General features: G+C 69.0%; 15 protein-coding genes, 1 tRNA gene, 1 pseudogene and 2 CRISPR repeat arrays. Of the genes and pseudogenes, 9 read left to right on the top strand and 8 right to left on the bottom strand.

Translation table 11 applies throughout. The annotated features are described in order from the left end of the window. Positions 1-724: 724 nt before the first annotated feature. A CRISPR array of direct repeats spans positions 725-1199; the repeat unit is 37 nt; unit sequence GTTTCCATACGCCCTTTGGCGTGACGTGGTTCAGGAC. Positions 1200-1400: 201 nt separating this feature from the next. From cas2 to cas6, 5 genes and pseudogenes are all read right to left on the bottom strand, one after another. Beyond that, the gene (gene cas2, locus ACN260_RS23375) at positions 1401-1682 is read right to left on the bottom strand and encodes a CRISPR-associated endonuclease Cas2 (protein ID WP_278136127.1); all 282 of its coding nucleotides are present in this window, start codon (positions 1680-1682) and stop codon (positions 1401-1403) included. Positions 1683-1688: 6 nt separating this feature from the next. Then, positions 1689-2810 carry a CRISPR-associated endonuclease Cas1 gene (gene cas1, locus ACN260_RS23370; RefSeq protein ID WP_422753061.1) on the bottom strand — a complete coding sequence of 374 codons (1122 nt, stop codon included), beginning with the start codon at positions 2808-2810 and terminating at the stop codon, positions 1689-1691. Beyond that, complete coding sequence (locus tag ACN260_RS23365; protein WP_422753060.1) at positions 2783-2908, bottom strand: hypothetical protein; 126 nt, start codon at positions 2906-2908, stop codon at positions 2783-2785. The genes cas1 and ACN260_RS23365 overlap by 28 nt, the downstream gene beginning before the upstream one ends. 116 nt (positions 2909-3024) lie before the next feature. After that, a pseudogene (locus ACN260_RS23360) lies at positions 3025-3471 on the bottom strand (reverse transcriptase domain-containing protein); the annotation flags it as partial. 86 nt (positions 3472-3557) lie between these two features. Further along, the gene (gene cas6, locus ACN260_RS23355) at positions 3558-4355 is read right to left on the bottom strand and encodes a CRISPR system precrRNA processing endoribonuclease RAMP protein Cas6 (protein WP_422753059.1); all 798 of its coding nucleotides are present in this window, start codon (positions 4353-4355) and stop codon (positions 3558-3560) included. Positions 4356-4595: 240 nt separating this feature from the next. Between cas6 and ACN260_RS23350 the strand changes: the two genes are divergently transcribed. The 9 genes from ACN260_RS23350 to ACN260_RS23310 all read left to right on the top strand — a co-directional run bounded on the left by ACN260_RS23350 (position 4596) and on the right by ACN260_RS23310 (position 16260). Then, entirely contained in the window at positions 4596-7022 is a 2427-nt protein-coding gene (locus ACN260_RS23350) for a TIGR03986 family type III CRISPR-associated RAMP protein (RefSeq protein ID WP_422753058.1), read from the top strand. After that, complete coding sequence (locus tag ACN260_RS23345) at positions 7019-8449, top strand: Cas10/Cmr2 second palm domain-containing protein (protein WP_422753057.1); 1431 nt, start codon at positions 7019-7021, stop codon at positions 8447-8449. The genes ACN260_RS23350 and ACN260_RS23345 overlap by 4 nt, the downstream gene beginning before the upstream one ends. Beyond that, entirely contained in the window at positions 8446-9018 is a 573-nt protein-coding gene (locus tag ACN260_RS23340; RefSeq protein ID WP_422753056.1) for an RAMP superfamily CRISPR-associated protein, read from the top strand. Before ACN260_RS23345 ends, ACN260_RS23340 begins: the two co-directional genes overlap by 4 nt. Further along, complete coding sequence (locus ACN260_RS23335; protein ID WP_422753055.1) at positions 9015-10337, top strand: RAMP superfamily CRISPR-associated protein; 1323 nt, start codon at positions 9015-9017, stop codon at positions 10335-10337. Before ACN260_RS23340 ends, ACN260_RS23335 begins: the two co-directional genes overlap by 4 nt. Beyond that, complete coding sequence (locus tag ACN260_RS23330; protein ID WP_422753054.1) at positions 10334-11593, top strand: RAMP superfamily CRISPR-associated protein; 1260 nt, start codon at positions 10334-10336, stop codon at positions 11591-11593. The genes ACN260_RS23335 and ACN260_RS23330 overlap by 4 nt, the downstream gene beginning before the upstream one ends. Beyond that, on the top strand, positions 11590-12036 hold the full coding sequence (locus ACN260_RS23325; protein ID WP_422753053.1) for a hypothetical protein: 447 nt from the start codon (positions 11590-11592) through the stop codon (positions 12034-12036). Before ACN260_RS23330 ends, ACN260_RS23325 begins: the two co-directional genes overlap by 4 nt. An 83-nt stretch (positions 12037-12119) precedes the next feature. Then, complete coding sequence (locus tag ACN260_RS23320; RefSeq protein WP_422753052.1) at positions 12120-13184, top strand: hypothetical protein; 1065 nt, start codon at positions 12120-12122, stop codon at positions 13182-13184. Positions 13185-13336: 152 nt separating this feature from the next. After that, positions 13337-13735: a CRISPR direct-repeat array (repeat unit 37 nt; unit sequence GTCCCCAACCACGTCACGCCCAAGGGCGTATGGAAAC). A gap of 306 nt (positions 13736-14041) precedes the next feature. After that, positions 14042-15289 (top strand): IS701 family transposase, encoded by a 1248-nt coding sequence (locus tag ACN260_RS23315; RefSeq protein ID WP_421488743.1) that lies wholly within the window; start codon positions 14042-14044, stop codon positions 15287-15289. Between the two features lie 877 nt (positions 15290-16166). After that, positions 16167-16260, top strand: a tRNA-Pro gene (locus tag ACN260_RS23310). Positions 16261-16450: 190 nt separating this feature from the next. Here the strand turns inward: ACN260_RS23310 and ACN260_RS23305 are convergent. From ACN260_RS23305 to ACN260_RS23295, 3 genes are all read right to left on the bottom strand, one after another. Continuing rightward, complete coding sequence (locus tag ACN260_RS23305; protein ID WP_422753051.1) at positions 16451-17134, bottom strand: GIY-YIG nuclease family protein; 684 nt, start codon at positions 17132-17134, stop codon at positions 16451-16453. A 126-nt stretch (positions 17135-17260) separates the two neighbouring features. Next, positions 17261-17989, bottom strand: a complete 729-nt coding sequence (locus ACN260_RS23300) for a helix-turn-helix domain-containing protein (protein ID WP_422753050.1) — start codon at positions 17987-17989, stop codon at positions 17261-17263. Further along, a complete protein-coding gene (locus ACN260_RS23295; RefSeq protein ID WP_422753049.1) occupies positions 17986-18282 on the bottom strand; it encodes a hypothetical protein in 297 nt (98 codons plus the stop codon). Before ACN260_RS23295 ends, ACN260_RS23300 begins: the two co-directional genes overlap by 4 nt. Between the last annotated feature and the right edge of the window lie 36 nt (positions 18283-18318).

The raw sequence follows: 18318 nt of genomic DNA, 5'->3' as shown, positions 1-18318 counted from the left end.
GAACCGTAGGAGACCGTTGTGGAGAGCCCAACTGTGCAGTCAAACCCGTTCCCCTGGGCCACCCTCATCGTGGTCGGCGTACCAGCGGCCGGTGCAGTCATCGTAGCTGCCGTCGCTCTTCGAGGCTCTGACTCGGCAGACCGAGCGGACATCATCAGGGCGGCGGTCGGGTTCGCTACGTTGACGTAGCCAGCTGGCTCATGACAGTGGCGGGCGGCCCCCGTTTACCCCCCGAAAACCCCTGCCGAAGGTTCGCGGTGAGCGACAAACACTGGCTAGTCGATGCACACATAATTGCAGTTCAATGACGGTTCTTGGCGATCGACGATAAGGCAGTAGACGTAACTTTCGGTGAGCGTAGGTCGACGGTTCGATTCCGTCAGGCGGCTCGGCACGATGCCCTGACCAGCGGAGACGCTGGTCAGGGCATCTTTTGTATCGATGAAGATTTGAGTCGCCCCCCGAAAACTCTTCCGCGTGCCGCCCGAGTGGAGCCGTCCGACCTGGAAGTCGAGGTGCCCAGGGATTCGATGATCCCTGTAGTTCGCCTCGTACGATGTGATCGGATCTTGCGTGTGCGTGTGCGTGTGCGGCGTCGACCGCACCGCAGCGCTGATCGCCGTGGTCTCCGATGAGCTCAACCGGCCGGCTCTCGAGGCGTCCTCCCGCCGCTCGGTGTAGCGAGACTTCGGCGCTGGCATCGCGGGGCTGGCGGCGCACCGGCGGTTCAATGCGCCCTCTGGCGTGACGTGGTTCAGGACCCGTTGCCCAACGGGTTGCGCTACATCCCCGAGGGTGAGTTTCCATACGCTCTTTGGCGTGACGTGGTTCAGGACGACGACGGGACGATCGTCCTCACCACCGACCCGGAGTTTCCATACGCCCTTCGGCGTGACGTGATTCAGGACAACGCCAGGTGCGACGCCGACTGGACCCGTGGATGTTTCCATACGCCCTTTCGCGTGACGTGGTTCAGGACGACCCGCAACGGTGTGCTCCGCATCCGTCACCGCAAGGTTTCCATACGCCCTTTGGCGTGACGTGGTTCAGGACGTACTTCGAAATGCTGAAGCGCCTGAGCGGCTGTTTCCATACGCCCTTTGGCGTGACGTGGTTCAGGACACGCCGGGACGGACAACCGCCTCGCGACCGAGGAGGAGCAGTTTCCATACGCCCTTTGGCGTGACGTGGTTCAGGACCCTGGCCCTTGTGCGAGGGGTGTGACCAGGTTGTTTGCCGCGCCGCTGCATACCACCTGGCGTGCGGCGGCAGTTGGACCGGCGAATGTCAATGCATTTCGTGCGTTTGTGCTGGTAGGGATGGCTGCATAGGGGGCGATGTGGAGACTTGATCGGCTACCCAGGTCCGGATCGCCTGTTGCCTAGTGCTTTTGGCGGTTTCTATGGGACTGCCCAGTAGAGGGTATCGGGTTGGACGGTGGCTTGGCCGATCGTGGTGATGCCGTTCCAGCAGGTTCCGCAGAGGGGGACGATGTGGATGGAGTCGGTGCGGGGGTTGACGAGTTGGCGGAGTTGTTCGGTGAGGTCGTGGAGGTCGTTGGCGTCGAGGGTGCAGACGAAGACGCTGCGTTGGATGCGGTCGCCCCAGGTTTGGATGGTGGCGGCGGCGCGGGCGCGGGTGGTGTCGGTGGAGATGTCATAGGTGATGAGGACGGTGGGCATGGTGGATCACCGCCATGATAGGCCGGTCCACGGGGTGCCGTGGTCGATGTGGGCGGCGAGGCGTTGGGCTTGGCGGTGGAGGTGGCGGCGGAGGCTGCCGGTGAAGCCGGGGAGCGCTCCTCGGGTGGTGTGGAGCATGCGGCGTTCGTAGGCGTCGATGAGGGCGGCGCGGCCGGCTTCGGTGAGCAGGATGCCGGCGCGGCCTTCTTCGGTGCGGGCGTGTTCGGGGCGGAGTTGGTTGGCGCGGGCCAGGGTGGTGACGGCTTGGTCGACGACGAGGGGGCGGAATTCCTCGATGAGGTCGAGGGCGAGGCTGGGGCGGCGGTCGGTGTCGGTGTGGAGGAGTCCGATGGCGGGGTCGAGGCCGGCGGCGGTCAGGGCGGCGACGGCTTCGCCGGTCAGCAGGGTGTAGCCGTAGGAGAGGGCGGCGTTGACGAGGTCCAGGGGTGGGCGTCGGCTTCGGCCGGTGAATCGGAGGGGTTCGGGGACGGCGAGGCTCAGCGCGGTGAAGTAGGCGCGGGCGGCGGCGCCTTCTACGCCCATGATTTCGTCTCGGGTGGCGGCGTCGGGTAGTAGGGCCAGCATGCGGCGCATCGCGTCGACGCTGGCGGCGAGGTCTTCGTGGTTGTCGCGGCGGGTGATCCGCTGGATGAGGACGATCTGTTTGCGGATCTTCGCGTCGATGGCGGCGCGGCCGAACGGGATGGCCCGGTCCGGGTCGTCGGCGCAGGCGAGTTGGGCGCGGAGTCGGGTGACCCGTCGGGTGGAGCCTGAGCTGAGTTGCCCGAGGTAGTGGCCACGGCGGGACGCGATGATGACCTCGACGTCGCTGGCCAGGGCCCAGGAGCGGGCGCCGGCGCTGAGCCCGACCGGGCCGAACAGGACGAGTCGTTCGACGTGTCCGGTGGGTACGTTGAGCAGTTCGACGTCGTCGGTGGTTTCGACGATGAGTCGGCCGGCTTCGGTGCGTACGGAGGCGCCGGGTTTGGCGACGTAGACGGTGCGGGTGGCGGGTTCGACGATGCGGTGGTCGTCGAGGACGGGTGGGTAGCGGGGGCCGAAGTCCTCGCCGAGGAAGCAGAACCCGTCGGTGAAGGACATCACGCTGCTGTCGGTGCCCAGGCGCATGCGATCTCGGCGGCGGCGTGTTCCACGAGGTGGAGTCCTTCCTGTGCGTCGGTGCGGGTGGCGGCCAGGACGCAGAAGTCGTCGCCATAGCGGACCATGGGGAATCCGGCGGCGGTGACCCGGTCGTCGATGTGTCGTAGGGCGAGGTTGGCCAGCAGGGGGACAGCGGTGCGCCTTGCGGCAGGCCCTGGGTGGGGCGTGGTCCGGTGTCGCCGCCGATGGGGCGGCGGAGTAGGAGATCGATCAGGGCGAGGACGTCGGCGTCGGTGAGCGTGGTGGACAGCAGGCGTCGTAGGCGGGGCACGTCGATTGAGGGGAAGCAGTCGTCGATGTCGGCGTGTGCGACCCAGCCGAGGCCTTCGGCGCGGAGCCGGGCGACCTGCTGGACGGCGTCGGTGACGCCGAGGCCGGGGTGGTAGGCGTAGGCGGCGGGGCCGAGTAGCGGGTCGATGATCGGGGAGAGGGCTGCGGCGAGGGCTTTCTCCACGATGCGGTCGGTGACCGGCGGGATCGCCAGGTGCCGGGTGTCGCCGTCGTCCTTCGGGATGGTCACCGGGGCCAGTGGTTTTGGCTGGTAGGTGCCGGTGGCGAGTTGGTCGGCGAGGTCGGTGAGGCGGGCGTGGGGGTTGGCGGCGAACCGGCGGGTGCCGGTGGAGAGCATGCCGTCGTCGTGGTCGTCGGCGAGCAGGTCCTCCCACGCGCGGGTGAGGGCGGCCAGGTTGGTCGCGGTCGTGTACAGCGGGCTGGTCATGGGCGGCCGGGTTGTCGCCAGGTCGGTTCGGGGCGGACCTGGCCGAGTCCTCGGGTGGTGTGGGCGCCGATTCCGGCGTAGGGGGCCAGGCGGATGAGCCGGTCCACGGCGGCGCGGATGTCGGGGTTGTCGCAGGTGTAGCGGATGCGGCCGACGAACCCGGAGACGGTGAGGTTGTTGATTCGCAGGATCTCGTTGGTGCCGTCGACGTCGGTCACCCAGATCGGGTCGGTGGAGAGGTCGAGGGTGATCTCGGGTAGGTCGGGTGGGGCGAAGCGGCGCCAGGTGGCGCGCAGGCTGCCGAGGACCGGGTTGGGTGCCGGCCAGGGGGTGAAGGCGTTGCCGCGGCGGAACGTGGTGGGGGTGACGAAGCGTAGGCACCAGGCGTTCGCGCCGCTGTCGCTGTCGGCCAGGTGGGTCCATGCGGTGGTGGCGAGTTGTTCGGCGCCGAGGGTGAGGTGTGTGTGCTGGGCGCCGAGCCGGAGCCGGACCCCGGGCGCGGCCCGGGTCAGCAGCCGGTTGGTGAGGGTGTCGTCGAGCAGGGTCACCTCGAACCCGGGGGCGTCGGTCTGCCGGGTGGGCGGACTGACCGTGTACGGCTTGGCCTGCGTGTGGTGTGTGGTGTCGGTGTCGAACCAGCCGGAGACGACGGCGTGCAGGTGTTCCACGCGTACTCGGGTGGGGTCGATGCCGGGGGTGGTGATCCGCCAGCGGCTGGGCATGTCGGCGGCGGCCTCCATCCGGATCGGAGTGGTTGTCGCGGCGCTGGACGGCTCACGGTAGGTGACGGTCATGGGGGCGGCAAGTGGTGCAAGTGTCGTGGTGTGGACAGCGGGCGGATCGCCCTGGACGGTCTGCGGTGGCTGGTGTGGTGACCAGGGCTGATGCCTCGATCTGGTGACGGTGGGTGCCGTCGCGGTCGCTGTTGTTGTCCGGGCGTGGTCTTGTGGCCGTGTTGGCGGAACGGTACGTATGGGAGTCATGACTTTCGGCGGTGGCCGGCGGGACGCGTTCCCGGGTTGCGGTGACGTGTGATGGTGTCGGTGGTGGTCACCGGGTGGGACGCGGATGCGCGGCTGCTCCGGTACGTGCCGGTCAACGGCGGCGAAGGCGGCGGCGAGAGCACGGTGGAGGTGCCGGCCGAGGATGCGGGGGAGGTGTCCGCCGAGTGCGGGCGGGGCCCGCTGCCGAGGGCCGGTGATTTGTTCATCGAGGGCGGCCGTTGCCAGCTGGACCTGTGTGGTCCGCCGGCCCGTTGGTGTAAGGCGAAGCGGGACGGTGCGGCGGTGCGGCTGACCGAGCGGGACACCAACGACCGGGGCGTCACGTTTCCTGCGACGTCGCTCGGGCTGCCCGGCGAGGAGGCGACCCTCGATCGGGTCCAGCAGATCGGCGACTTCCTCCTGTTCGACCCACCAGGGCCGGTGCCTGGCTGCTGGGTTCGTCCGGGTGGGCTGTCCGGATGGCTGGAAGCGCTCCGCCAGGAGCTGGCGGTGGCCAAGGCTCGGAGGCGGCGTCGGGACCGGTTCGTCAACCCGTACACGTTCGTGCCGTTTCCTGCGCGGGTGGTGCGGCGGGAGCCGGCGGGGCACGAGTGGCTGGCGCCGGGCCGGCTGTCCGGGCGGCTGGTGGTGCGGTGGGAGTTCACCGGGCCGGCCCAGGCGCCCGACGGGTCGGCCGACGGTGCCGTGTTGCGGTTTCCGGGGTCGTCGGTGAAGGGCGTGGTGCGGTCGGTGCACGAGACGATGGCCGGCGGTTGCCTGCGGATCGTCGATGAAAAGTTCGTCCCGTCCTACCGGGACACCGCCTCGCCGTTGTCGGACGACTGGACCCTCGCCGTCGTCTCGACGGACTTCAACGGGCAGCCGCTGACGGTGCGACCGGGAGAACAAGTCGTGTGGGTCCGCTCCGGGCAACTCGTCGCGGCCTGCGGCGCTGGACTACGGACCGGCAGCCGGATCGGCCTCAACCCGCCGGAGAGAAAGAACAGCCTGGGGCGGTATGAGCTGGACGAGCGGGCTCGGGTGACGGCCGGTGGTGGCTGGGTGGTGCTGCTGACCGACGCCGGAGCCCGGCCGGAGAAGCGTCGGGACGGCAGCGCGGCCCTGTACTTCGCCGCCTGCGGCCACATCCCCGACTCGACGCCGGAGGCGGAGGTGGACGAGGCGGCATGGCGACGGTTCCGGCAGGCGGTGGCGGGTGCCCGCGAGGCGGTCCAGAACCGTAGGCCGGCACGACGGGAACTCGGCCATGAAAAGCCCGCTCAGGCCGAGCAGAACAGCTGGGTGCCGGTGACGTTCCGGGGGCAGGTCATCGGCGAGCGGAAGTCGGTGACCGGCTGGTTCGAGGAGGGCGACGTGCTGTGGGTACGCCGCGACCGGAGCGGCCGGGTGGTCGAGTTGCGGCTGTCGGCGATCTGGCGGCACCCGGGCAGGGGATCGTTGGGTGAGCGGGTGCCGCCTGACCTGTTGCCGTGCACCGATCCGGTGTCGTTGTGCCCGTCGTGCCGGTTGTTCGGGTCGGCGGACACGCAGGCGCGGGACGAGGACGGCCGGGCCGACCAGCGGGCGTACGCCGGTCACGTCAGGTTCGGGGACGCCGTGTCGGCCGGGCCGGTCGCGTTGACCGCATTCCGGCGGGCGCCGATGGGCACGCCACATCCCGGGGCCGGTCAGTTCTACCTGTCCTACGCCGACCGCCGCCCGGCGGGAAGGGGGCGGCTGCCGACGCGGGAGTGGGGTGCCGATCCGGACCGGTCGCAGCCACGACCGGTGCGGGGACGCAAGTTCTACTGGCACTCCGCGCCCGGCACGCATCCACCCCGACACGAGGCGCAGGAGCATCACCGGCCGCAGATGGTCGCGGACAAGCTGCTCGCCCCGCCCGGCACGACGCTGACGCAGACGGTCACGTTCGACAACCTTGACCCCGCCGAGCTAGGAGGTCTGCTGGCGGCCCTGCAACCGGACCTGGCCCTGCGCCCCGGCGGTGAAACCGACGAGAGAGGGCCGACGCGGCTGCATCTGGGCGGTGGCAAGCCGCTGGGTCTCGGCTCCTGCACCGCCACCGTCGTGCAGGCGCAGGTGTGGGACGCGGGCAGCCGCTACGGCGACAGCCCACCGCCCGCGTACACGCCGGAGGTGTTCGTCGGGGCGTTCGTCGCGTCCTGCCCGGACGAGGTGACCGCGACCTGGCCGGCGTTGTCGGCGGTGCTGGGTGCCGGCACGGTCAACGGCGCCCGGGTGTCGTATCCGCCTGGCGCGGACTGGACCGACCGGCAGCAGGACCCGAAACGGTTCGACGAGCCGTTCGCCTTCTTCACCGTCACCAGCGGCATGTACCTCGCGAAGGGCGAGGAACGCCCGCTGCTGCCGTTGCCCGACCCGACCGCCCCGGACCAGACCCTGCCGATCATCCACGAGGACCACAAGGAGTATCGGCCGAAGGGTCGACGCTCATGACGGGTGGGATGTTCATCGATGTCGCCGCCGTCCGGATCGGGGACTACCTGAGCCGCACCCCGGACCTGAAGGGTCGCCGTGGCGCGTCGGCGTGGCTCAGCCACACCTCGCACCGCACCGGGTTACCCGACTGGCTGGCGACCGCCACCGCGCACCTGCGCACCAGACCGGAGGTCAACCCGGAGGCGGGCGAGGCCGATGGGCTGATTCCCCTGCGGATACCCGCCGGCCCGGCCGACGGTCCCGGCGGCGGGGCCGCCGAGGAGGTGGCCCGGACGGTCGTGGACGCGCTGCGGCGGCGGCTGCCCGGGGTGTGGCTGCGGGCGAACTGGGCCGCCGCTGACTCCTACCTGGCGGCGTACCGGGTCATGCACGACCCCGGGACCGGTACCGGCCTGGAGGCGTTCCCACCGCTGCCGGACCTGCCGGTGCTGGCTACCTGCGCCCGCTGCCGGGTCGACCCGGCGGTCGCCACCATCGACATCCACGAGGAGCAGAACGTGCCGGTCTGCGCGGACTGCGAGGCCCGGTACACCGACCGGTACCGACAGCCCGGACTGTGGCATGAGCACGTGCCCGTCGGCGCGGAAACCGATCTGCTGCGGGCGTTGTCGCTGACCCCACGTCAGGTCGTGCAGCACTTCACCGAACTGGCCGCGCTGGGTGGGGAGGACGGTGACCGTAACCACCTGGCGACGGTGTACATCGACGGGAACGGGCTCGGCGCGCTCTTCGACCACGTCGCCCGTCACGGCGACGGGGACCTGAAGGCCCGGGTGTCGGCGCGGGTGTCGGCGGCCACCCGCGCCGCGCTGGTCGAGGCGACCCGGGTCGTCCTCGGCTCCTCCCGTGCGGTGCCGGTCATCCCGCATCTGGTCGGCGGGGACGACGTACTCGTCTCGGTGGTCGCCGACCGGGCGTGGCGATTCGTCACCACCTATCTGGAGGCGTTCGCCGACCAGATGCGCGGCATCGACGGCCCGGCCGGACTGCTGCCCGACGGGCAACAGGTGACCGCGTCCGCCGGCCTGGTCTTCGCCCACGCGAAGTTCCCCTTCCGCCGCAGCGTGGAACTGGCCGAAGTCTTGCTCAAGAAGGCGAAGAGGGACCACAAGGGGCGGGACGCGGCGGTGGGCTGGCTCGACGTCACCCGCGACGGTGAACAACCACCCCGGCACCGGGCCACGTGGACCACCCAAGAGCTGGCCGCTCTAGGGCCGGCGCTGGCGGCGCTGGCCACCGTACCGCCGTCCGGGCGGGCCGTCTGCGAGCGGCTCATCGACCCCGGCCGGCCTGCCCTGTCCACCGCCCGGCTACGCGAACAGGCCCGCCGCCTCGACCGCAGCGACGTCCTCGACCCGTTCCTGACCCACGGCGGACCGGCCACGGTCGCCGACGCGCTCTGTCTGGTCCGGTGGTGGCGGTGACCCTCACCTTCGAGATCACCTTCCACGGGCCGTTCCGGGTCGCGACCGGGCGGGCCGGCGACGGCACCGACAGCGTCATCGACCGGGACGTGCCGCTGCCCGCCTCCAGCATCAAGGGCGTCATGCGCTCCGCTGCCCGGGACCTGCTCACCCTCCCACCACACCTGGTGGAGGCGGTATTCGGGACCGCCTGGCAGCCCTCGCCGTGGAGCTGGTCCGACGCCACCCTCACCAGCGACGGGGTCGAGCAGCTGCGGGTCCGTGCCCGCGCCCGGATCCAGATCTCCGACATCACGCACACCGTGGTCGACGGCGCGCTCGCCGTCGGCGAGGAGATCCTCGCCCACCAGGCCACCTTCACCGTACGACGCAGCGGCCCGGTGCCCGCCGCCGACCTGCACCGGCACGAGGCGGTGCTGACCGCCGCCGCCCGCGCGGTCACCGCGCTCGGCGGCGACCGGCGACGCGGACTCGGCTGGGTGAGCATCACCCCGCTGCACCCGGCATGGACCGCAGCCAGCGCCGACCACCTGACCGACCTGCTCCACAGCTCGGAGGAGTCATCATGACCGCGCCCGGCCCGGCCGTGCTGGCGGTGACCGTGACCGCCCGGCAACGACTCGCCCTCGGCGTCGGCTCCGAGATCGGCTACCACACCGCCGGCCACCGCTACGTGCCGGGCAGCGCGCTCCGCGGCGCACTCGCCGCCGTCTGGATCACCGAACACGGCCCACCCGGACGCGACAACCCGAAGCTTGACGAGTTCCGAACCCTCTTCGACGGGACGATCCGCTACGGGAACCTGCTACCCGCCGGCAGCCACCGCACCCCACTGTCGGTGTTCCAGTGCAAATACTCGCCCGAACCGACGTGCGCGGAGACGGTCGTCGACCGGGCGTTCGAGACCGGCGACCACTGTCCCGGCTGCGGCCAGCGGCTCGAACAGAGCCGAGGCAACCTCGACCCGCCCGGCGAGCCGACCCGCATCACCCGCACCTCGATCGACCCGGCCACCGGCCGGGCCAAGGACGGCGAACTGTACGCCAACGACGCCCTACCCGCCGGCACCACCCTGACCGGCCTGATCCACGGCCACCACCCGTGGCTCACACAACCCCACACACTGTGGCTCGGCGGGCGGCGTACCGTCGGCGGACAGGCCGACCTCACCACCACCGCACACCAGCCCGCCGCGCCGACACCGCCCGCACCCGGAAAACCGCTGGTCATACGACTGGCCAGCCCCGCCGTCTTCGTCGACCTCGCCGGACGCCCCCGGCTGACACCCGAACCCACCCTCGACCTCATCCCCGGAGCCACCCTCCTGCCCGAGACGTGGACCCGGGCGGTCACCTGGTCCGGCTGGCACGCCGCCTCCCGCCTGCCCAAACCCGCCGAACTCTGCGCCACCGCCGGCTCCACCTACCGGATCACCGGCACCCCCGACGTCCTCGCCACGCTCGCCACCCGCCTCCTACGCGACGGCATCGGCCTACGCCGGTCCGAAGGATTCGGCGACGTCACCATCGCCACCCAACCCTGGCGACCCACCGCTGCCGGCATGGACGACGACACCACCACCGATCCGCTGTCCACACTGCACAAGCGGCTACTCGACATCGGCCTTGACGACGCCGCCTGGCGGTGGCTCATCGGTGCTCTCCGCGCCCTCCAGGTCGAACACCACCGCACCGGCACCGTCCCCGCCAACCTGCTTGTAGACCTGCTCAAACAGCCCACCGCGGCCGGTCTCTCCGGCCGGCAACGCGACCACCTCCGCAAGACCCTGGACGGGCTCGCCCCGGCCAGCCTGCGGGACCTCACCACCCTCGTGCTCACCACACCCGCCGCCGACCGCCAACGAGCAGCACGACAGGCGGCACGATGATCATCACCTTTCTGATCGCCGAGATCACCGTCGAACCCGGCTGGGCCGTCGGCGCCGTACCCATCGAGGACCCCACCCTCGACCGCGACCTGCTCCACGACACCGACGGCCGACCCTGGGTGCCCGGGTCCGCACTCGCCGGATCACTGCGCGCACACCTGCGCCAGCACGACACCCGCCACGGCACCACCCTCGACACCACCCTCATGGGCAGCCGCCCCCCAGCACACCACGGCGACACCACCGACCCGTCCCCGCTGTGGATCCTCGGCACCCACTTCACCCCCGACCCCGGCAGCGAAACCCTCACCCAAATCGTCGGGCAGACCGCGATCGACCGGCACCGGGGCACCGCCCGGCCCAACTCCCTGCGCTACAGCCACACCGTCGCCACCGGCGGAACCCTCACCGCCTACCTACGCCACGACGGACCGCTCACCAACGACCACCTTCACGCCCTCGCCGCCTGGCAACCCGCCATCGGCCGCGACCGCACCACCGGCGGCGGCCAGGCCCGCCTACGTTCCCTGCGCCACGGCAGCATCGACCCCACCACCCAGGACGGCATGCGCACCTGGCTCACCCACACCGGCCCCGCGCTCGTCGAAGCCGTCGCCACCCACCCCATCACCCCGACACCACCACCGACCCGACCCTGGCTGGACGTCGACCTGAACCTGGTCGACGCGCTCCTCGTCGGCGACCCGCGACCCAGCGGCGCGGCCACCGCCCGCGCCCGGGACAACCAACCGTTCGTCCCGGGCTCCGCGTGGAAGGGCCTGTTCCGCTCCCGAGCCGAATACATCCTGCGCTCCCGCTACGGCCCCGACACCGCCTGCCGACAACAGACCGGCTGCGGCACCTGCCCCACCTGCGACCTCTTCGGCCACCAGGGCAGGCGAGGACGACTCGCCTTCCACGACAGCCCGATCCTCGACGCCCAGCGCCCACCGGCCCGCACCCACGTCGCCATCGACCGCGTCACCGGCGGCGCCCACGACGGCCTGCTCTACCAGACCACCCCGGTCACCACCGGCCGACTGCGCCTACGCATCGACGCCCTCACCGACATCCCCGACTGGGCGCACACCGTCATCCAGCACGTCCTGCGCGACCTGCACGACGGACTCATCGGCCTCGGCTCCCGCACCACCCGGGGCATGGGCACCCTGCGCCTCGACACCCCACCCACACCCGACCCGGTCACCATCCCCGACCTGGAACCCACAGTTCGTACCGAAGGACCGGCGCGATGACCAGCTCCATGGACACCACCAGCGCGACGACCACCGCTGTCCTGCACTCCCACGGCCGCATCCCCTGGCACCACCTCGCCGCCACCCTCACCGGAGCCGACGGCACCGCCTGGGCCGACTACGACGGCTTCCACATCGGCGCACCCCCCACAAGCTCACCCCCCTACACCCACCTGTGGGCCTGGACCACCAACTGGCTCCTCCGCGCCCGCCTCGACAACGACACCGCCATCGTCGGCGTCCTGCACCTCGACAACGCCACGCCCCCACTGGAACCGCAGCCCGTCGCCGTCGAAACCATCGCCTACACCATCCGCCACGCCCACACCTGGCCCGCAATGGAAAAGCGCATCGGTCCCCTCGACCACACCGTTACCGACCGGCAGGCCGACCTCTACCAGACCGCCGGCAACCACCCGATCACCTTCGTCAGGATCAGATGAACAACCCCGCACCGATGCCCACCGCCAGGACCCGAGCCGGCATCAGACGGTGGCGACCGGCCTCCGGTCCACTGCTCACCACCGTGGCGAACTTCGCTATCGCCGCCTTGACCGCCCTCACCACCGCAGCCCTCGGCCTCATTGTCGAAGACCTGCTACCCCTGAAACCACCCCGCCAGGTGTCCCCGGAACGAGCCACCCTGCTCGCCGCCGCCCTTGTCCTGCTCTTCGCCGCCGTCCTGTGGCGCAGCCTGATCCACCGCCGCACCGGCACCCTCTTCTACGTCCGGCTCCTCGCCGACGACATGCCCGACCTGCACGACACCGCCATCCAAATCGCCGCCCGACGCCGCATGTCACTCAAATCCGTCACCCGCTGGGCCGACCTTCCCACCCACACCCACCAGAGCGTCATCGACCTCAGCGCCACCTGCGCCGACATCGCCGCCGCCCTCGAGACGGTGATCAACACCGACCGCGACGACACCGCCTACACCATCGCGCCCAACATCCTCTGGCCCGCCGCCCTCGCCATCGGCGCCGAACTTCCCATCGTCGACGACCTGCAACTCCTCGAACTACCAGACCCCCGCACACCCCACCCCATCACCTTCACCCTGACCAAGGCGGTCACCCCCGCCACCCTCGTCACCGAAGAACTTCCCCTCGACACCACGACACCGGACGCTCCCGTCGGCCTGATCCTCGCCTTCGCGCCCGCCGCAGCGAGAATGACCCCACAGGTGACATACGCGGAATACCCCATCAGCCGATGCCAACGCATCCGACCAGCCGCGACAGAAGACATCACACAACTGAGCCGCACCACCTTCACCGGCCCCGAAATCGCCACATTCGCCAAGCCCCTCACCGAAGCGATAATCGCCGTGCAGAATCAAGCCGGAGCACGCGAGGTCATCATCGCCGCCGCAATGCCCAAAGTGCTCGCCATGGCCATCGGATGGCACCTCGCCCAAGCGACCACCCGATTCTTCACCAACACCCGCCTACTCCACTACGACCAGGAGACCAACACCTACATCCCCATCCGTGCCCACCCCGCGCAAGCCACCCGACCACCCGCCAAGCATCCCTCCGCACACCGTCCAAACGGCGCAGAAGCCGACGAAGCGGACCTGGGTAGCTGATCATGACCCCGCCTTATCCCCTGTGCAATGGCCTTCACCAGCGCGAACGCGGCATAATCATCGACTGGCGGCTATTGTTGGACCGTCCGGACCGAGGGGGTATGCAACCTGCCGACAAACACCCTGGTCAAGCCCAGAGCGACAGCAGTAGGGTCCCCAACCACGTCACGCCCAAGGGCGTATGGAAACCCGTTGCGGGTTTGCAACGTGGTGACCTTGTGGTCCCCAACCACGTCACGCCCAAGGGCGTATGGAAACCAGATGTGCCCTCCGCTCACTCCGAAGAATGAGGGGAGGTCCCCAACCACGTCACGCCCAAGGGCGTATGGAAACCAGGCCATCCACACCACCACGGTGTAGATGTAGGTGTCCCCAACCACGTCACGCCCAAGGGCGTATGGAAACAGTAAAACAGGTCACTCCGGGACAGTACCCGCGTCCCCAACCACGTCACGCCCAAGGGCGTATGGAAACCCGGCCCTGCCAGAAGGCTGTCCAGTACACCGCCTCGAGAGTCCCCAACCACGTCACGCCCAAGGGCGTATGGAAATCATTGACGCCGGTCCTTGCCCTCGTAGCTGCCGGGGTTTTCTAACCCACGTCACGCCCGGGGGATGGAAATGTCCATAGCATGGGCTTGGTGATCGGTCCCTGCGATTTCCAAATCACATCACGCCCAAGAATGCATAGAAACTCGTATTTCCCGGCCTGGGAGGGTGCAATGCTTCCACTCGTTCCCAGCCGCGTCGCGCGTGAGGGCGAATGGAGACATCCCGCAGGAGGGTTCCTGTACTACAGCTGCGGATCACGTAACGATGGCGGTTGATCGTCGTTGAGCAGGCGTGATATTCGAGGTGATGGATGATCTGGTTGACGGCTGGCAGGCGCGGCTGCGGGAGTTGACCGGCCGGATGGGGCACCTGTTCGCCCGGCCGGAGCCGCGGGAGGTGTTCGCTGACCTGGTCGACGGGTTGCTGTCGGATCTGGAGAAGAAGAACTGCTGGACCCTCGCGCAGCGGGCCGGGCATGGTCATCCGGGGCGGATGCAGTCGTTTCTGTGCCGTGGTGCGTGGAGCGCCGACGCCCTGGAGGCCGAGGTCCGTGACTACGTGGTGGAGCATCTCGGCGACCCGGACGGGGTCTTGATCATCGACGACACCCAGATGATCAAGAAGGGTGACAAGTCCGTCGGGGTCGCCCCGCAGCATTGCGGGGCCACCAACCAGGTGGAGAACTGCCAGGTCGCGGTGATGCTGACCTATGCTGGGCCAGCCGGGCACGCGTTCATCGGCCATCGGCTGTACCTGCCGAAACGGTGGACCGACGATCCGGCCCGCTGCCGCGAGGCGGGGATCCCGACCATGGTGGGGTTCGCCACGAAACTCGACCTGGCGCAAGAGTTGCTGGCCGAGGCGGTCGCCGCGAAGGTGCCGTTCGGGTGGGTCACCATGGACGGCGGTTACGGTCAGTACCCGCAGGTCCGCAACTGGCTGGCCGCCCGCAGCCTGCCGTATGTGGTGGCGACCTCGGCGGCGCTGCCGTTGACGCAGATCGGCGTGCTGCCCGGCGCCGTACCGATCACCCGCGCCGACCAGTTGCTGTCCCGGCTGACCGAGGACGACTGGCAGCGCCGCTCCTGCGGCGAGGGCAGCAAAGGGCAGCGCTTCTACGACTGGGCCCTGGTCCGGCTCGGCGGCAACCTGCGGGTCAGCGACGAGACACCCGCCGACGGGTTCGCCCACACTTTGCTGCTACGGCGTTCGATCACCGATCCGGACGAGGTCACTTATTTCCTTGCCCACGCCCCGGATCCGAGCCCGGCTGGCACGCTCATCCGCACTGCCGGGACGAGATGGAAGATCGAGGAGAACAACGAGCAGGGTAAGGATCTCATCGGTATCGATCAGCATCAGGTACGGACCTGGACCGCGTGGCAGCACACCATCACCGTGTGCATGTTCGCCGACGCGTTCATCGCCGTCCAACACGCCGACCTGCACCACGACACCGCGACCAGCGCCGACACTCCCGCCGGCGGTCAGGCCACCGGCCAGGGAAAAGCAGCAGCCCAACGGCAACCCGCCCGGCAGGCCCCGACTGGCTGAGCCCGGACCTACTCGCCCACGCCACCGTCGCCGACGTCCGCAACCTGCTCGCCCAGACCGTGCTGCACGCCCGCCACGACCGACACCACAGCCTGCGCTGGATCGCCTGGCGCCTCAAACACAAAATCCGCGCCCAGATCAGCCACTACCAACGCCGTGGCGATCCACTCCCGGCAATCCTACGAAAATGGGTAAAGCGCCCCGAAGTCATCCAGGTCTGAATGATCCGCAGCTGTAGTACCTGTGCCCTACCGTCGAGCGGCGGCGGTCGCCCAGCCGCGCAGGGGGTGATGTTCCTCCGGTCGTGTTGGGTGATCCGGCACGCAGCGATGCTGGGCGGGCGTGACGTGTGACGGTGCCCTCGTTTACCCCCCGAAAACTCGTACCAACGACCGGTAAACAGCGACTGGCGTTGCTCAACTGATTGTCAACGTTTGTGCAGGTCAACGACCGATTTCGCTAAGCGATGACAAGCGCGGGAGGGCAACGGTCGAGCAGCGTAGGTCGACGGTTCGATTCCGTCTCAGCACGCGCGTTTCGCTTCGGTACACCAGCCAGAAGGCCAGGCGGGGCAGCCGGCAAGGTCCGTACCGCCCGCGGCTACGGTCGAAATTCGATAGCTACGCTGTCTTGGGCACGCTGTGGGGGTGGGGTTGCGGTATCGATCACCCCGCCGATACGAACCCCTGCCGGTCGCGGACGGGTCGCGATGAGGGTGGACGCTGGTCATCGATGTGTCGATGGTGCCCGACCCTGAGCAGGGGCCGATGGATCGTGGCAACGCGCTATCGGCCACCCCGCTTTTACCCCCCGAAAACCCACATAGTCGGGTGACAAGCAGTGACAGGGAGCGATCATTGCGACGGCATGTCTGGGCAGCTCAGTGCCAATTCTCGACCGGCGACGACAATGTCGGGGCAGCTACTTTCGGTAACCGCGGGTTCGGGGTTCGAGTCCCTGGCGGCGCACCACCAAAAAGGCTCTGACCTGGGGTTTTACCCTGGGTCGGAGCCTTTTGGCGTTTCTGCTGATGGCGCGGCGTCTCGGTGGGTGCTCGGGAGCCGTTGGACCGTTCGGGCTTTCGCTGGACAGCGGCACGGGGAGGCGGCGGACGACAGGCCAAGGCACGCCGTGCTGGCGTTCCCGACGAGTGGGCGTTGATCAGGGTTGCCGCTCTACGGGTGACAGCCGAGCTTGAGCGCGCTGGGCGGCGCGGAGTGCGGAAAGCTGGCTGTGGAAAGAGCCATCCCGATTCTGGTCAAGGTTCAGCGGCAGTACGTGTGATCGGATCAACTCTTCTTCGAGTGCCCATGGCTGCTCTGCCGGGGTCCACACGACTCGGGCGTGGTCGGCCATCCAGTCGCTGAGCCGCTGTTCTCCGTCTCGGCCGAACGTCAGCCGGCTTCCGTTCCCGACCCGCCGCAGGCCGATCCCCAGGTCTTCAGCGAGAAGCGAGCCGAGGGTCAGCCGCAGCGTCGACCCGGCGGCGTTGCCCCGGTAGTGGTATCGAATCCGGCTACGGATCGTCTGCCGACTCGGAGGGCGGCCGTTGCTCGGTGGTGCCTTCGGTGAGATGCCGACGTAGAGCAGTGTCGACCCGTTCCACCTGTGGCACTCTTCGACGGGGACCAGGGACGGCGGCGAGGCAAAGTACCAGCCGTAGACGCCAGGGACCGCAGGTATCGGGCACTCGCGCCTGCGGACGTCCTCAGCCCCATAAAGCCGGGCAGGACGCAGCAGAGCCTCTTGCGGGTTCACCGGCACTCCAAGATGTCGTTGTCCAGCCAACCTAGCCAATGGGCGAGCACGGTCAGCTACTCGGATCTGACCCCAGCCGGACCCCATCTACCTGATGAGGGCTTCCGGTGGGACACCACTGGTGGCAACGGGCGTTGGTCAGAAGGGCCCCGAACATGACCGGCTGGCGCGATCCCGGGATGGTCCTTTGCGGCCTGCCCATCGTTGTCCCCTTCACCGGGTGGCTTGCGGTCCCTCACTGTGGGGAAGCGGGGCCGCCGTCGCAGGTCGACCGATATGAGGCCTACCGGGGTGGCCTGTGGACCTCATCGGTGGCATCTGGAGAATCCGTGCGAAGCGGGTCCGGGTGTCCTGGTCGGCGAGTTTGAGGAGGTCGTCGAGGGCTGCCTGCATCATCAGGTTCGGAGGTTCAAGCTGTCTGCGGTCCTCCCAGGTGGCGACGACCGAGGGAGGCACGCGAAGCCGTTCGGCGAACGCCCCAAGGCTGAGCCGCAGTGCCTCCCGCAGCGCAAGGACTTCCCGTTCCCCCCAACGAGCGATCGCGACCGTGCATGCGCAGGCTGGAGTCGTGATCATGAGACCGGGTGGTGGCTTCGGCGGTACGGCTGCCTGATGGCGTAGCAGTCGTTCGTGTTCGGCTAGCCACGCTCGATGCCTCTGGAGCAAAGTGATCAGCTCTTGGAGCGTGTCGAACGCGTCCACCAGCGATCCTTGCGCTCGGAGTTCGCGGTCGGCGCGCTCCCAGAAGCCACGAGTGATGGCGTTCCGCCCGATCTCCACGTTCGCGACCGAACTGCGGGAGTAGGCCGTCCGCCTGGCGAGGGCGGCCTGGGTCATCCCGGCTGCCTTGCGCCAGTGGGCCAACTGCCGTCCCAGCGCCTTCTGCAGGTCGCGAATCTGCTCCGATGTGACGGGACCCGGGACGGCGTCCGTTCCGATCATCTGCCCTGTCCGCCGTGAAGTGCGTACAAATGGGTCCGGCCGCCGCTGTTCACGAGGGGAACGGCGTTGGAGTCGATAGGCCCGACAGGCAGGATCTCCATGACCACCATGAACCGTGTCGGCATCTCAACCGAGGCATCCGTTCGTGGCTGCGCTGCCGAGTGGTGGTCCACGAATCGTCGTAGGCGGGCCAACGCTCCGCCCGTCTCCAACGCCTGGTCGCAGCGACTCATGACGTCCAGGCTGGCGGTACGCTCGGCTTTCTCGATCTTGCCGAGCAGGTCCGGGCTCACGTACACCTGCCTCTACAGCTTCCGACGAATATGGCG

Origin of the sequence: Micromonospora sp. WMMD708, from assembly GCF_049315245.1 — a bacterium.
Lineage (GTDB): Bacteria > Actinomycetota > Actinomycetes > Mycobacteriales > Micromonosporaceae > Micromonospora > Micromonospora wenchangensis.
This window is presented reverse-complemented; position numbering and strand designations above follow the sequence as displayed.

What these genes read in the sequence shown, in the direction of transcription:
- ACN260_RS23305 (WP_422753051.1), bottom strand. Translation starts at nt 17,134, where the DNA reads ATGGGGTCCGGCTGGGGTCAGATCCGAGTAGCTGACCGTGCTCGCCCA.
- ACN260_RS23350 (WP_422753058.1), top strand. Translation starts at nt 4,596, where the DNA reads ATGGTGTCGGTGGTGGTCACCGGGTGGGACGCGGATGCGCGGCTGCTC.
- cas2 (WP_278136127.1), bottom strand. Translation starts at nt 1,682, where the DNA reads ATGCCCACCGTCCTCATCACCTATGACATCTCCACCGACACCACCCGC.
- ACN260_RS23315 (WP_421488743.1), top strand. Translation starts at nt 14,042, where the DNA reads ATGGATGATCTGGTTGACGGCTGGCAGGCGCGGCTGCGGGAGTTGACC.
- ACN260_RS23345 (WP_422753057.1), top strand. Translation starts at nt 7,019, where the DNA reads ATGACGGGTGGGATGTTCATCGATGTCGCCGCCGTCCGGATCGGGGAC.
- ACN260_RS23365 (WP_422753060.1), bottom strand. Translation starts at nt 2,908, where the DNA reads ATGGTCCGCTATGGCGACGACTTCTGCGTCCTGGCCGCCACCCGCACC.
- cas1 (WP_422753061.1), bottom strand. Translation starts at nt 2,810, where the DNA reads ATGCGCCTGGGCACCGACAGCAGCGTGATGTCCTTCACCGACGGGTTC.
- ACN260_RS23300 (WP_422753050.1), bottom strand. Translation starts at nt 17,989, where the DNA reads ATGATCGGAACGGACGCCGTCCCGGGTCCCGTCACATCGGAGCAGATT.
- cas6 (WP_422753059.1), bottom strand. Translation starts at nt 4,355, where the DNA reads ATGACCGTCACCTACCGTGAGCCGTCCAGCGCCGCGACAACCACTCCG.
- ACN260_RS23335 (WP_422753055.1), top strand. Translation starts at nt 9,015, where the DNA reads ATGACCGCGCCCGGCCCGGCCGTGCTGGCGGTGACCGTGACCGCCCGG.
- ACN260_RS23330 (WP_422753054.1), top strand. Translation starts at nt 10,334, where the DNA reads ATGATCATCACCTTTCTGATCGCCGAGATCACCGTCGAACCCGGCTGG.
- ACN260_RS23325 (WP_422753053.1), top strand. Translation starts at nt 11,590, where the DNA reads ATGACCAGCTCCATGGACACCACCAGCGCGACGACCACCGCTGTCCTG.